Origin of the sequence: Labrenzia sp. 5N (genome assembly GCF_012395805.1) — a bacterium.
Lineage (GTDB): Bacteria > Pseudomonadota > Alphaproteobacteria > Rhizobiales > Stappiaceae > Roseibium > Roseibium algicola.
In genome coordinates, this window is record NZ_JAAZTM010000020.1 from 489,829 (window position 1) to 503,919 (window position 14,091).

14 protein-coding genes are annotated in these 14,091 nt (G+C 57.1%); 4 read left to right on the top strand and 10 right to left on the bottom strand.

Going from position 1 to position 14,091, the window contains the following annotated elements:
- Positions 1 to 241: 241 nt before the first annotated feature.
- Positions 242 to 937 (bottom strand): HD domain-containing protein, encoded by a 696-nt coding sequence (locus HEP89_RS22780; protein WP_209014798.1) that lies wholly within the window; start codon positions 935 to 937, stop codon positions 242 to 244.
- A 187-nt stretch (positions 938 to 1,124) separates the two neighbouring features.
- Between HEP89_RS22780 and HEP89_RS22785 the strand changes: the two genes are divergently transcribed.
- Positions 1,125 to 1,757 carry a TetR/AcrR family transcriptional regulator gene (locus HEP89_RS22785; RefSeq protein WP_168693106.1) on the top strand — a complete coding sequence of 211 codons (633 nt, stop codon included), beginning with the start codon at positions 1,125 to 1,127 and terminating at the stop codon, positions 1,755 to 1,757.
- Here the strand turns inward: HEP89_RS22785 and HEP89_RS22790 are convergent.
- From HEP89_RS22790 to HEP89_RS22810, 5 genes are all read right to left on the bottom strand, one after another.
- On the bottom strand, positions 1,740 to 2,444 hold the full coding sequence (locus HEP89_RS22790) for a TIGR02117 family protein (protein ID WP_168693107.1): 705 nt from the start codon (positions 2,442 to 2,444) through the stop codon (positions 1,740 to 1,742). The genes HEP89_RS22785 and HEP89_RS22790 overlap by 18 nt on opposite strands.
- A gap of 17 nt (positions 2,445 to 2,461) precedes the next feature.
- Positions 2,462 to 3,265, bottom strand: coding sequence for an amino acid ABC transporter ATP-binding protein (locus HEP89_RS22795; protein ID WP_022998815.1), 804 nt, complete (start codon positions 3,263 to 3,265; stop codon positions 2,462 to 2,464).
- A gap of 69 nt (positions 3,266 to 3,334) precedes the next feature.
- Positions 3,335 to 4,486 (bottom strand): amino acid ABC transporter permease, encoded by a 1,152-nt coding sequence (locus HEP89_RS22800; RefSeq protein WP_031268584.1) that lies wholly within the window; start codon positions 4,484 to 4,486, stop codon positions 3,335 to 3,337.
- A gap of 10 nt (positions 4,487 to 4,496) precedes the next feature.
- The gene (locus HEP89_RS22805; protein WP_081713351.1) at positions 4,497 to 5,711 is read right to left on the bottom strand and encodes an amino acid ABC transporter permease; all 1,215 of its coding nucleotides are present in this window, start codon (positions 5,709 to 5,711) and stop codon (positions 4,497 to 4,499) included.
- A gap of 228 nt (positions 5,712 to 5,939) precedes the next feature.
- Positions 5,940 to 6,959 carry an amino acid ABC transporter substrate-binding protein gene (locus HEP89_RS22810; protein ID WP_031268586.1) on the bottom strand — a complete coding sequence of 340 codons (1,020 nt, stop codon included), beginning with the start codon at positions 6,957 to 6,959 and terminating at the stop codon, positions 5,940 to 5,942.
- A 470-nt stretch (positions 6,960 to 7,429) separates the two neighbouring features.
- Here HEP89_RS22810 and metC point away from each other — a divergent pair, with 470 nt between their 5' ends.
- Complete coding sequence (metC, locus tag HEP89_RS22815) at positions 7,430 to 8,608, top strand: cystathionine beta-lyase (RefSeq protein ID WP_168693108.1); 1,179 nt, start codon at positions 7,430 to 7,432, stop codon at positions 8,606 to 8,608.
- A gap of 28 nt (positions 8,609 to 8,636) precedes the next feature.
- Here the strand turns inward: metC and HEP89_RS22820 are convergent, their stop codons facing one another.
- The 4 genes from HEP89_RS22820 to HEP89_RS22835 all read right to left on the bottom strand — a co-directional run bounded on the left by HEP89_RS22820 (position 8,637) and on the right by HEP89_RS22835 (position 12,486).
- Positions 8,637 to 8,951 carry a lipid-A-disaccharide synthase N-terminal domain-containing protein gene (locus HEP89_RS22820; protein WP_022998819.1) on the bottom strand — a complete coding sequence of 105 codons (315 nt, stop codon included), beginning with the start codon at positions 8,949 to 8,951 and terminating at the stop codon, positions 8,637 to 8,639.
- A 64-nt stretch (positions 8,952 to 9,015) separates the two neighbouring features.
- Complete coding sequence (locus tag HEP89_RS22825; protein WP_168693109.1) at positions 9,016 to 9,777, bottom strand: glycosyltransferase family 2 protein; 762 nt, start codon at positions 9,775 to 9,777, stop codon at positions 9,016 to 9,018.
- The gene (locus HEP89_RS22830) at positions 9,774 to 10,685 is read right to left on the bottom strand and encodes a phosphatase PAP2 family protein (RefSeq protein ID WP_168693110.1); all 912 of its coding nucleotides are present in this window, start codon (positions 10,683 to 10,685) and stop codon (positions 9,774 to 9,776) included. Before HEP89_RS22830 ends, HEP89_RS22825 begins: the two co-directional genes overlap by 4 nt.
- Positions 10,669 to 12,486: a glycosyltransferase family 39 protein gene (locus HEP89_RS22835; protein WP_168693111.1), complete on the bottom strand. Its 1,818-nt coding sequence runs from the start codon at positions 12,484 to 12,486 to the stop codon at positions 10,669 to 10,671. The genes HEP89_RS22830 and HEP89_RS22835 overlap by 17 nt, the downstream gene beginning before the upstream one ends.
- Before the next feature lie 194 nt (positions 12,487 to 12,680).
- On the opposite strand from HEP89_RS22835, the gene HEP89_RS22840 reads away from it, so the two are divergent.
- Both HEP89_RS22840 and HEP89_RS22845 read left to right on the top strand, forming a co-directional pair.
- Positions 12,681 to 13,517, top strand: a complete 837-nt coding sequence (locus tag HEP89_RS22840; RefSeq protein WP_209014799.1) for a phosphodiesterase — start codon at positions 12,681 to 12,683, stop codon at positions 13,515 to 13,517.
- A complete protein-coding gene (locus HEP89_RS22845; protein ID WP_022998824.1) occupies positions 13,517 to 14,065 on the top strand; it encodes a CAP domain-containing protein in 549 nt (182 codons plus the stop codon). The genes HEP89_RS22840 and HEP89_RS22845 overlap by 1 nt, the downstream gene beginning before the upstream one ends.
- Positions 14,066 to 14,091 lie beyond the last annotated feature (26 nt).

Below are 14,091 nucleotides of genomic sequence, written 5' to 3' on the forward strand. Positions count from 1 at the left end.
CCTACGTGACCCGACAATTCTAAATAAACCATAAATTGTATTTTTACGTACGACATAGTGACAATGGCGCGTTGAGCCACAACGAAAACGAAATAGGAATAATTACCAATCCCCCCGGTTTTTGGCCGTTTTTTAGGCAATATAAACGCGATACCCGATTCTTTCCGATGGGAGTGGCGAACACAACCTGAAAACGAAGGTAGCGATACTTTGGTCGTATTCCGGTTGTCCAAAACAAGGCTCACTCTCCCGGCTGGGGTCTTGCCTTCAACCCATCCGGTTTCTTGCGTGACGGCTCCAGACTGATCAGAAATTCGGCACGTGTGCCGGCAAGATGATGGCCTGGCCAGATCTCCAGAGCATCGTTCAGTTTCCCTTTCGGGTATCGAGCGAAGATGTCCTTGCGAACGTTCTGCGCAATCCTGCGCTGCCCCATTCCGAACACGTCACACATTGCTCCACGCGAAATAAGATGTGCTTCTGCGCCATACCTTCTGGCAGACACATAGCCGTTAAGGTGCAGTCCGATGGCATCGGCAATCCGATGTACCTTTGCCCGGTCATGTCCCTGGCCGACAAGGTGGTGCTGGCAGCGTTCCGCACCATGGACCACGAAACAGCAATCCCGCGGCTCACTGGTCCGGCCTGACGCCAGGCCTACGTCATGCAATATGGCTGCACAGAAGAGGATTTCCTTGTCGACAGTGAGCTTACGATAGCCACCCAACAAGAGACCAAAGTAATAGGTGCGCCAACTGTGCCGCATCAGGTCCAAATTCTGGACTTCGTCGGCAAAGTCCAACGCATCCCGGACCAATGCGGTCTCCGGTGGCTGCAGTCCTTCAAGGTCTGCACCGAAGGTGTTGATCAGGCCCAGTTTTCCTCTGAAAGCGTCCAGCGCTTCAAGCATCCCCATACGGCCAAGATTTGTAAGCACCTTCAGCTTTTCAGTTCTTGTCAGTCGCCCATTGCTGAACTGACCAGACCTTCGTCCCCAAGCAACCGTCCCAATGTCTGCAGTGTTTTCCGGCATCTCCCAAAACGTCTCCATTGATTGCTCCATTTTTATGTACCGTATCGCATAAAAATAGACATGTCGATATTTATGTGCCAATTGGTATAAAATGAAAGCCGAAAGCAAACGCGGGCGTCCGCGCAAATTCGACGAAGACATCACGCTCGACCGCATCATGCTGGTGTTCTGGCAGCACGGCTATGCCGCTACCAGTCTCGACCAGATAGCAGAAGCAACCGGCCTGAACAGACCCAGCCTCTACGCCGCATTCGGCAGCAAGAAAGACATGTATCTGAAGGTGATTTCACGGTTCGCGGACCAGATGCAGGCCCACCTGAAGGCGGCAGGACAGACAAAAACAGGGCTGAAACCCCGGCTCAAGGCCATCATGACAGCTGCTATCGATCTTTATTGCGGCAGGTCGACATTTGGTGATGCGGCCTATGGTTGCCTGGCCATCTCCACACTGACGACTGAAGCTGCTGATGATCCTGACTTCAGATCAATGCTGGCGCATGTCGTTGAGCGAATGGATCGAGGGTTCGCCGGTCTGATTTACGCGGAGGTGAAAGACTCGGTTCCGGAAGCAAGCGTCCAGTTCGCCGCCCAGCATTTGTCTTTGATGCTGCACGGTCTTTCGGTTCGCGCCCGGGCTGGGGAATCTCGCGATATCCTGGTGGAACTGGCAGAGGCTGCTGTTGACCGGCTTGTACCGGACCCAGCTTCAGCGCCCGTTATGTAGATCCAGCGACCAGTCAAGTGTCAGAGGCAGCGGCGTCCACATGCCGGTCTTCACCCCTGCCCGCCTCAACATGTCGGCCGTCCACGTGTTGCAGCCTATCATCGCGTTGAAGCCGCCAACTGCCGGAAAGAAAATGTCGTGTGCGTCATACGCCACGCCGGGAATTGCCGTCGGAGGCGTTGTGCCATCTGACTGGAAACTGGTCCTGATATCATTGACCAGTTCCTCAAATTCCAGCTGGCTCAGTTCAACTACGCGGACGCTTTCCTGTTCAAGCGGAATATCGCCGGTGCGACGGACATGCATGACCGAGGCATCCCAGGTCAACGCGTCTATTACCGGACCCGGTTTCAAATCGCCCCACGTTGGCGTTTCGATATAGAAGGACCGCCCACCCCAGCCGAAAGCAATCCAGAAAACACCCGGATAATCCAGCTCCAGCCCGCCATCCGATACGAATCCGAACGCCTCCAGCACGTCCGGATCGGCCGGGAGAGCGATATCAGTATGGATGGGATTGTTGAGTATCAGAATACGCCGTTTCTCTGCGAAACTTTGCGCAACTTCCATAACCGGGTTGGAATCGAACAAAGGCCTCGGAACGAGTGCTCCGAGGCCCAGTGCTACAACAGCAGTGAAGACAACAAGGCAAATTCCAATCAGGAACCTGCGCAGCAGTTTCATCATCCGCAGTCTTTAGCCGATCAGTGGTGCAGGATCTGGCTCAGGAAAAGCTTGGTACGTTCATGCTGCGGATTGGTGAAGAACTCTTCCGGCTCGTTCTGCTCCACGATCTGCCCCGCATCCATGAAGATAACGCGGTTTGCAACCTTGCGGGCAAAGCCCATTTCGTGAGTGACGCACAGCATGGTCATGCCTTCTTCGGCAAGTCCGACCATCACGTCCAGAACTTCCTTGATCATTTCCGGGTCGAGTGCCGAGGTCGGCTCATCGAACAGCATGATTTTCGGGTTCATGCACAAAGACCGTGCAATAGCAACGCGCTGCTGCTGACCACCGGACAGCTGCCCCGGATATTTGTTGGCCTGCTCCGGGATCTTGACGCGCTCGAGATAGTGCATCGCGATGTCTTCGGCTTCCTTCTTGGGCATCTTGCGAACCCAGATTGGAGCCAGAGTGCAGTTTTCCAGAATCGTCAGATGCGGGAACAGGTTGAAGTGCTGGAAGCACATGCCGACTTCGCGGCGAATTTCGTCGATCTTTTTCAGATCGTCCGTCAACTCGATGCCATCCACAAGGATCTGTCCAGCCTGATGTTCTTCCAGACGGTTGATACAACGGATCATCGTGGATTTGCCGGAACCTGACGGTCCGCAGATAACGATACGTTCTCCGCGCATGACCTTCAGGTTGATGTCGCGCAGAACGTGGAAATCCCCGTACCACTTGTTCATGTTCTTGATTTCAATAGCCACGTCCGTATCGGAGATGGTCATTCTGGAACGGTCGGCTGCGAGTTCCTCGTCGCGTACAGCGTTTTCAGACATAGTTTTTAACTCCTAGAGTGTCCTGTGGCCGGGGCGCTGCGGTTCATCGCGCGCCCCGGAAGCGGTTTGCTAGCGTTTGTGTCCTGTATGAAGCTTCTTCTCCATGAAGATGGAGTAGCGCGACATGCCGAAGCAGAAGGTCCAGAACACCACTGCAGCGAACAGGTAACCCGTGTGACCGGTACTGGGCGTCGACCATGTCGGATCCGTGAAGGACGACTGGATCTGGCCGAGAAGGTCGAACATGCCGACGATCAGAACCAGAGTCGTATCCTTGAACAATCCGATGAAGGTGTTGACGATCCCGGGGATCACGAGCTTCAGAGCCTGCGGCAAAATGATGAGATACATCATCGGCCAGAACCGGAGCCCGAGCGCCATGGCACCTTCATATTGCCCCTTCGGAATGGCCTGCAGGCCACCACGGACCACTTCTGCCATATAGGCGGCAGAGAACAGGGTCACGCCGATCAGAACGCGCAGCAGCTTGTCGAAGGTCACGCCTTCCGGCAGGAACAACGGCAGCATCACCGACGACATGAACAGAACCGTGATCAGCGGAACACCGCGCCAGAACTCAATGAAGATAACCGAGACAAGCTTGATGATCGGCATTCTTGATCGACGTCCAAGCGCCAGCGCGATACCTAGCGGTAGCGAGGCCACAATACCCGTGACCGCGATGACAAGCGTAACAAGCAAACCGCCCCAAACCGCTGTTTCAACGATCGGCAGGATTACCGCATCTCCGATGACCAGGCCGGTCAGCAGGAAGTATGCGATGATCGGGAAGACGACCAGAAACAGGATTGCGTTGATTTTCTTGAACGGCGCGCTGGGGATTGCCAGCGGCACGAGCAACACCGCGAACAGGAAATAGACGATGTTCACCCGCCAGATTTCCTCGGTCGGATACCGGCCATAGATGAACTGCGGGAAGTATGCTTCCACGTAAGCCCAGCAGGCACCGCTATGGCCGCCGTCCTGCGGCAGACACGCTTCACGATTGTCGCCGCTCCAGACAGCATCGATAAATGCGAACTGGATCAAAGGCGCGATAAGTGAGTAGGCGATCAGAATGCCGATTACAGTCAGAACGGTGTTGCCGATGGACGAAAACAGGTTCTGACGCATCCAGCCGATGACGCCGGTGGTCGAGATCGGCGCCGGCAGTCGCGGCGCCTCCTCGGTTCTGATTTGGAACATATCAGTGTTAGCCATTTTGCGCTCCTTACCGTTCCACGAGCGCCATGCGCTGGTTGTACCAGTTCATGAAGGCCGATGTGATGAGGCTGAGCGACAGATAGACAACCATCCAGATACCGATGATTTCAATCGCCTGGCCGGTCTGGTTGAGCACCGTTCCACCCATCGAGACGAGGTCCGGATAGGCAATGGCAACTGCCAGTGAAGAATTCTTGGTAAGGTTCAGGTACTGACTCGTCAGCGGCGGAATGATCACGCGCATCGCCTGGGGAATGACCACCAGTCTCAACGTCGGTCCGTTCCTCAAACCTAGTGCATGCGCAGCTTCGGTCTGACCATGGCTCACCGCCTGAATACCAGCACGTACGATCTCTGCGATGAACGATGCGGTATAGATTGCCAGGGCTGCGGTAAGAGCCAGGAATTCAGGAATAATATTGAGCCCGACATTGAGTTCGAACCCCTGACGCAGGATTGGCCCGGTTTCGACGAAGTTCGGATGTTCAAGAGTGATCGGCATGCCGGTTGCAAAGTACGTCAGCAAAGGCAGGCCAATAATAAATCCGACCCCCGTCAGGAATGACGGGAACGGTTGCCCTGTGGCCTCCTGACGCTTGCGCGCCCAACGTGCCACGAGGAACGCTGCTGCTATCCCGATCAGAAACGCATAGCCGATCCATTCCGATCCGGTCCCCATGATGGGTTTGGGAAGCCGAAGACCGCCAATGTTCAGGTGGAATGTGTCGAACAACGACCATTTTTCACGCTTGCCGGGGATCGATCGCAGCACCGCAAAGTACCAGAAAAAGATCTGCAGCAGCAGCGGGATATTTCGGACCAGCTCGACGTAGCAATACGCCAGACGGCTGATGACCCAGTTGTTCGACAAGCGGGCGATACCGATGATGAAACCAAAGATCGTGGCGAAGAAGATACCTACGCCCGCCACAAGCAGAGTGTTCAGGAAGCCGACATAGATCGCTCTTCCGTAACTTGATGTCTCAGAGTAGGAAACCAGTGACTGGTTGGTTCCAAACCCGGCTGTATTTTCTAGAAAGCTCCAACCGGAGGCGATGTTCTGCCTCTCCAGGTTGGCTATCGTGTTCGAAACGATGACATATCCCAAAGTCACCAGCGCGACGACCAGCAGCAGCTGGTAAAAGATGCCGCGCGCTTTGGGATCGTTCAACAGCGAAGCACGCGCCGGCGCCCCCGCCGAGTCCTGCTCCATTACTGACATAGAACCTCGCCCAAGTTTTCACGAAAGAGCCCGGCACGAAGCCTCTCCTCAATCGTGTCTGACCTGCTTCCCTGGCCGCACTTCGTCGGCACTCCCCTATCGACGGAAGCAGTCTGTTCCCCCACGCGGTTGCCGGGTATGTTGTCCGGTTTTTATTGCGTGGAATTTATTGAGGGTTCCGGCAGAACAACCGCCGGAACCCCTTCAATCCTCAATCAAAGAAGAGGATTAGCGGACCGGCGGTGCGTACATGAAGCCGCCGTCGTTCCACAGAGCGTTTACGCCACGGGAGATGCCGAGCGGAGTGTCCGGACCAACGTTGGCGTTGAAGGACTCTTCGTAGTTACCGACGTTTTTGATGATCGCATAAGCCCAGTCGTTCGGCAGGCCGATAGCTTCACCAAATGCGCCCTCAACGCCCAGAAGACGCTTGATGGACGGGTTGTCGGAAGACTTCATCTCGTCAACGTTTTCAGAGGTCACGCCGAGCTCTTCTGCGTTGAGCATCGCATTCAGCGTCCACTTTGCAATGTTGAACCACTCATCGTCGCCCTGACGGACAACCGGACCCAGAGGCTCCTTGGAGATGATTTCCGGCAGGACCATGTGGTCGCCCGGGTTGGTCAGCTTCAGGCGCTGTGCGTACAGGCCGGATGCGTCAGTGGTGTAAACGTCGCAACGGCCGGCGTCGTATGCAGCCACAACTTCGTCGGCCTTTTCGAAGGCGACGATTTCGTACGGCATGTTGTTGGCGCGGAAGTAGTCGGCAACGTTAAGCTCAGTGGTCGTACCGGTGTTGGTGCAGACCGAAGCGCCGGACAGTTCCAGTGCGGAAGTCACGCCCAGGTCCTTGCGAACCATGAAGCCCTGACCGTCATAGTAGTTCACACCAGCAAAGTTCAGACCCAGCTGGGTGTCGCGGGACATGGTCCAGGTGGTGTTACGGGACAGAACATCAACTTCGCCGGACTGAAGCGCGGTGAAACGCTCTTTAGCGGACAGCGGGGTGTATTTCACAGCGGACGCATCGCCGAACACTGCTGCAGCCATAGCGCGGCAGTAGTCAACGTCGATACCGGTCCAGTTCCCCTGAGCATCCGGGTTCGAGAAACCCGGCAGACCCTGGCTCACGCCACACTGAATGAAGCCCTTTGCCTTGACGTCTTCCAGCGTCGTTGCACCAGCAGCCGTCGTCGCGGCGACTCCCATAGCAGCGCCGATTACGAGCGGAAGGAATTTATTGGACATGGATATGCAGCCTTTATTTGTTACCCATACTTTTATTATGCCGGGTTTGTTCGAAAGACATCTTCTCCGTCTCTTGTAACCGGACGGATGCCAGCCTTGACGGCTGCTTCCTCCAGATATCTTTCGTCCCACCCAACGGTTCCATACGATGGCATTTAGCTGTTCGGGTCAAGTACTTGCTGCAGATATCTCGTCAAATTTCTCGAGCTATCCGCCATTTGCCATCAGGTTGGATGCACAAACAGCGAACATGTCTAAATCGAATTCATTCAATGCCTAAAAAGGGTTCAATGCATTTAGCGGAGACCTTGCGAAGGTTAACGCTAATCGAAAAATTCTCCACACAAAGACCCCCGCACAACATGTGAAATGGCGGTTGCGACCATGACGCGAATGACTAAAGTGAGCGCTCGGCGCTCGGCAGTTCAATGTCGCGCCGCCTCTCGCAAAACACACACCCAAGAGCCTTCATGTCTTCCACCAATTCCAAGCCGCCGTTGAGGCAGGATACCAAACTGGCGCATGCAGGGCGCGACCCGCTTGCATTTCACGGTTTCGTCAATCCGCCTGTCGTGCATGCTTCGACTGTTCTCTACCCCGACACCAAAACCATGGTGACGGGTGGCCAGACCTATTCCTACGCCCGCAGGGGCAACCCGACCACGGACTCCCTTGAAGGGGCCATGAAGGAGATCGAAGGGGCAGCCGGGGTCAAGATCGCGAATTCGGGTTTGAATGCCATTGCATTGGCCATCCTGTCCTGCGTGAAATCCGGTGACCACATCCTGATTGTCGATACGGCTTACGGACCGACCCGCCATTTCGCCGACACTGTTCTGCCAGGCATCGGGGTTTCCGTGACCTTCTACGATCCGAAGATCGGCGCCGACATCAAGACACTGTTTCAGGAAAACACGACAGCCGTGTTCACCGAAGCACCCGGCTCCCTCACCTTCGAGATGCAGGATGTTCCGGCGATTGCCGCCGAGGCCCGTGCCATCGGCGCAACCGTTCTGATGGACAATACCTGGGCGAGCCCGATTTACTGCCAGCCACTGTCCATGGGCGTCGATCTGTCGATCCAGGCGGGCACCAAATATCTTGTCGGACACTCCGACGCTATGCTCGGTACGGTCGCTGCCAGCGAACGCGCCTGGGAAAAACTGGATGCGTTCTGCGGTGCCATGGGGTGTCACGTCGCGCCGGATGACATCTACCTCGGCCTGCGGGGCCTCAGAACTCTGTCCGTTCGCCTTGAACGGCACCAGCGCAACACGCTTGCCGTGCTTGGCTGGCTGAAGGACCAGCCCAACATCGATCGCATCCGCTATCCAGGCCTTGAATCGGATCCTGGTCATGCTCTCTGGAAACGAGATTTTTCGGGAGCCTCGGGCCTGTGCGCCTTCGACTTCAGTGAAAGCACGACACAGGAACAGGCCTACGCCTTCCTGGATGCGCTCACGCTTTATGGTCTCGGCTATTCGTGGGGTGGTTTTGAAAGCCTTGCCATTCCGGTTCGCCTCAAGGGCGGCCGCACGGCAACCCCGGTAAACCTGGATCGCCAGTCGGTTCGCCTCCACATCGGCCTGGAAGACCCGGAAGATCTGATTGCCGATCTGGATCAGGCACTGGCGAAGGCATTCGGCTGACAGACTGTCGAGCGAAGGACGGAACGGCTCAAATCGTAGGGTCGTTCCGCTTTTCCTTGAAGATCAGCCACAGGTTCCGGAAATAGATTAGCAGACCCAGTCCCTGACCGGCGATGAAGACCGGATCCTGTCGTTGAATGGCATAGATCAGCAGCAGCGACCCACCCGCAACGGAAAAGAACCAGAAAGCGACCGGCACGATTGAGCGGCCGACGCGCTCGGATGCGATCCATTGGATGACGAAGCGCATCATGAACATGGCCTGGGCGAAGAAACCCAGAATGATCCAGAAGTCCAATTGCGCGATGAAAACCGCATGGATCCATTCGTATAGAGCGCTCATGTCTCAGGTCCAGTCAGTGTTTTTGAAAGGTCGGCGGGCTTCTCCACCCGGATTGGGGCATTAATCAGGTCAGTGGCCGAACATCCGGAATTTTTTTACGGCGGCGACGCAGCCACCACACTCCGAACAGATCCAGCACACCGACCAGCGCCCTGTCAAAGATCCCGTATTTAGACGTTCCATGGCGCCGCTGCCGGTCCTGCACGTCGATATGGGTGACACCGTAACCCTCGCGGATCACGAGTGCGGGCAAGAACCGGTGCCAGCTGTCGAAGTATGGCAGTTGCAGGAACACTTCCCGGCGCAGGGCCTTAAGGCCGCAACCGCTGTCGCGAGTATTGTCCCGCAGGATCGCGCCGCGCAGCTTGTTGGCAAACTTCGACGCATAGCGCTTGGCCAGGCTGGCCTTGCGGCCAAGCCTTTGCCCGGCGGCAAGAGCAACTGCCGGGCCGGCATCGTCGAGAGCGTCCAGAAGCGCCGGAATATAGGCGGGGTTGTTTTCGCCATCGCCGTCTATGGTCGCGACGACGTCGCCCCTCGCGTTCAAAAGACCGGTACGCACCGCGCAGCTCTGGCCACAAGACTTCTCATGCCTGACCGGCCGCAGCCAGTCATGGGTTGCCGCGTAATCCTGCAACACGATATCCGTACCGTCGGACGAGCCATCATCGATGACGATGACCTCGAAACGCCTGCCCTGCAATGCTGCCTCGATTTCATCCAGCAGGATGGGCAGGTTTTCCGCTTCGTCCTTCGCGGGAACCACGACCGTGACGGCGAGCGCGCCCTTGCTGGCCGCAACAGCTTCCAGATAGCTTTGTGTCATGCGCTTGTCCGTTCTGTCGTGTCTGCCGCAGGGACCTCGGTTTCCACACGGTCAGCGCCTCGCTGGCCGCGCAGAACCTGCCAGACAGCCCGCACACAGGCCTTGGCAGACAGGACATTCATGTTGGGTACAATCTTTCCGGAGGAAGACAGGTGAAAGCCGATCCGCCGCCGGGCCATGGCACGAACCGTGAAAAAGGTGAACGTCATCCCCAATAGCGTGCCTGCGATGACGTCGCTGGGATAATGCGCCCCGACCATGACGCGGCTGAACGCAAGCCAGAAGCCCGCAACAATGATCAGCCACCGGTAGGCCGGGAAAATAAAGGCCAGCGCAGTTGCAAGTGCAGCGACAGTGGTCGAATGACCAGAGGGGAAACTGGTGAAGGTGCCGTCGAAGGCCAGAAAGTCGAAGCGGACCGGACCAACTTCCTCGTAAAGCTTGGGACGCGCCCGGCCGAGCGACCACTTGAATGCAATGGCCAGAAGCCCCGTCGCGGCGACTGAATAAAAGATGAAGGCCGCATAAGTGAACACTGCGCCGATTGCCATGCGCAGGCGGAATGCGTAGCGCCCGGCATCCAGCGCCAGCAGAAACAGGCAGCATAGACCGGTAGAAACGAGGATCCAGTCGGCCTTGCCGATATCGGTAAAGGTTCGGAAGGCGGCCCGGTATTCGCCCGGGAGCGAGCGCAGCCAAGGATAGGTCGGAACATCGAACGCAACGACTGCAATGCCAACCGTCAACAAGAGGACTGCAAGGATATCCTGCGGCCGCTGCCCGGGAGGAAGCGGATCCCTGTTGTGGCGCGCACGTTCCCTGCGACCGGAAAACAGTATTGCAGCCCGCCGAGAATTCCCGCGCATGCGCGCCAGAACATGCCAGACAAATTTACTGCTGTTGCTCATTGCCGTCTTCTGAAACCGTCGTCGGCACGGACTTCTCATAAAGCCCGATATCGACATCGTCCCCGCCGTTGATATTGAGGCCGTCTACCCTTTTTACAGCCTCCGGCACAAGACCAATCTCCTGTGCGGCGGCCAAAAACGCGGCTTCTTCCCGGCTTTCTATTGCCGCAATACGGCAGGTAGCTGGATTCGTGGCTTCATCGGCAGCAAGAAAGGCGGCGGCATCCTGCGCGGAAACGATCTTTGTCGTCGTACCTTCCAGGAATATGAAACTGGGTTCGTGAAAACCGGTGGTCACGACCAGACGGTTCGACTTGTCTGCACAACCGGGGATTTCGTCCATGGCCGCGACAAGGCGCGGACTGACCCAGATCGGCGTAAGAGCTGGGCCGACAAAGCCCCAAAACCCGATGCTGACGCAGATCGCTGTCAGGCAGATGGCGGGGAAAGCATAGAGTGCCGGTCCTCGCAGAACCCGGGATGCTGCCGCAATCGCAAAAACAGCTCCCACTGCAAGCAGAACGGCTCCGGGAGGTGACGGCCAGACACCCAGCGCTAAAGGACCGGCAAACGCGGCGACGGCCAACCCCAACGCAGGCACCGCCAGCAACACTGCCGCTACCCAACGCAGCCACGTTCTCGTCGTGGCGCCAGCCCCCTCCATCAGCGCAGCAGCAACAGGCAGTGCTAGGGCAGGCAGCAACGGCATCGTGTAATGCGGAAGCTTCGTTGCAACCAGTTCGAACACGATCCAGCTTGGGACAAACCAGGCGACGGCAAACGTCACCAGCGGACTTTTTCGTTCATGCCAGATGAGCGGCAAGGCAATCACGAAGAATGCAGGCAAAGGCCAGAATATGCCGAACATCGCCCCGAGATGGGTAAGCGGGGGTGCTCCATGACCTTCCTGCCCCTGCCCGACCTTGCCAAGCAGATCCTTGCCGATGGCTTCAGTGAAGAACGTTCCGTCCGTCGCGATCCAGATTGCCACAAACCAGGGCGAGACGAGCAGCACGAACCACAGCAGACCCGCGATTGGCGCCGTTCCCTTGAACCATGCAGCTTTCCGTTTCATGGCCATGAGGCCAACAACCGTAAGGCCAATCACCATGGGTCCAACCGGCCCCTTGATGAGGACACTGCCCGCAAGTGCAGTCCAGAACAGGAACCCAAGACCCCATAGCCGTTTGTCCGGATCCTTCAACCAGACCCGCGCCAGGGCACCTTGCGCTATTATGATCATTGCAAACAGCGCGGCATCAGTTTTTGCCAGTCGCGCCTCGACGCCGACAATGATCGCCAGCGCCACGAAACCTGCCGCCAACAGCGCACCGGCAGGCCCCATGAATGCCCGTGCAAGCCAGAAGGTTGCCAGAACGCTGATTATCGAGGCTATGACGGAAGGCAGTCGATAAGCCCAAAGCGGAGCGTCCGCCCCCTGCCCTGTCAGCTTTACGGCAGCTGCCTGAAGCCAATAGATCCCGACTGGCTTTTTGTGGCGTGCCTGATCCTGAAAACGAATGTCGATGTAATCGTTCGTTTCCAGCATCTGCTTGGTTGCCTGGGTAAAACGCGGTTCGTCCCTGTCCAGGGGAGGTACCGTCCATTGACCTGGTACGAACAAGGCAAGCGACAGGAGCAACAGGAGGAACGGGGCAGTGATGTCGTGGCCGAAGATATGCAACCAGACCGGTTTTCGAACCGGGGCAGCCGACGGGCTATCCACCTTGTCCTTGCGTTCGGAATTCCCGGCTGCCTTGCCTGCCGCCTCGGGCTTCTGATCGTCGCGCGTGTCCGACATCAACTTTCTTGTCCAGTTCCTGCGTCCGGTGTCCTGCGCCCGGTGTCCTGCGTCTGGGCGGTCGCCCCTGCCCGCCCGTTTCTGAACGCTTCTCCTACATGAGCTTTTCAAAAAGGGAAACTAGTGCTTGCCCTCTTCGAACGCACGGTTATCGTCCGGGCAGATGATCCACCTGACGAGTCACAAGGTTTTCCATGACATTGATTGCTCATATGACGGACCTGCATTTGCGTCCGCGAGGTTTGCCCTGCTATCGCGTTTCGGACACCAATATGCTTGCCGAGCGCGCGATCAAGTCGCTGCAGAGTCTCACCCCGAAACCTGATGCTCTCGTTATAACCGGCGATATAACCGACAGAAACGATCCAAGGGAATACGCGCTCGCCCGCTCCATCCTCTCGCGCGTCGACATGCCTGTCTATCTTGTGCCCGGGAACCACGACGGCACAGAAGTCATGCGCCGCGAGCTCGGGAGCTTTCCAGGTCTTTCAGGCAGCCTTGAAGACAAGATATGCTATACGGCAGACATCGGCGACATTCGCCTGATTGCGCTGGACACCCATATTCCGGGTGATCCGCGTGGTCGGCTCGGTCAGGCACAGCTTGATTGGCTCGACAGCCGGCTGCGCGAAAGCGCCAAGACAACGCTGATCGCCCTCCACCACCCGCCTGCACTTTCCGGAATCCGACACATGGACGACATCGGACTTGTGGATGCCGATGCGCTTGCAGAAGTTGTTTCGCCGCACCGGCATGTTGCGCGCTTCCTGTGTGGTCATCTTCACCGTCCTATCATCGCGAGCTTTGCCGGAAAGGTGATGACGCTTGCTCCCAGTACCGGACACCAGGTCGTCCTCGACCTGACGGAAGACGGCCCCGCCATGTTCAACTTCGAACCCGCAGCCTATTTTCTCCACTATCATTCGCCGAAAACCGGAGTGGTGTCACATATGGCCTACGTGGAAGCGTATCCTGGCCCGTACCATTTCTTCGCCGATGAAGGCGTCGTCTGGCCGGGAGATGAAAACTGATGTCCGTAATCGCCCTGCCCAAACGCTTCTTGGCGCTGTTGCTGCTTGGCCTTTTCGCGGCCTCCCTCAGCGCCTGCGGCGCCTTGCCGGGAAAAAGCGACCTTGAAGACAAGACAGTGCTGACGGACCAGCCGGTCGACAAGGCGCAGATGCTGTCGATGATAAACGCCTACCGGCAGCAAAAAGGCTTGCCCGCTTTGCGCCACGACCCGGAACTGGATGTCGTTTCCCAAAAGATGGCACGCCATATCGCCGAGCGCGACAGTATGGACACCTGGGCTCACAGTGCCTTCGGTCTGTCACAACGGCTCGACAAGGCAGGATACGCAAATTACGCAGGCGCGGAAAACCTGGGGGCGGGATATGCTGATCTGGCAGCAGCCTTCCGTGGCTGGCAAGGCTCAGAAGGCCACAACAAGAACCTTCTCAACCCCTACGTGACACGGGTAGGTATTGCCAGAACAAACCGCAACAATGGCAAATGGCGCAATTTCTGGGTGATGACACTGTCCCGCCCTTATGCGGACGGCCGACCGACCGTCCGATAACAAGGCACCTGGAAAAAGGGCGGAGC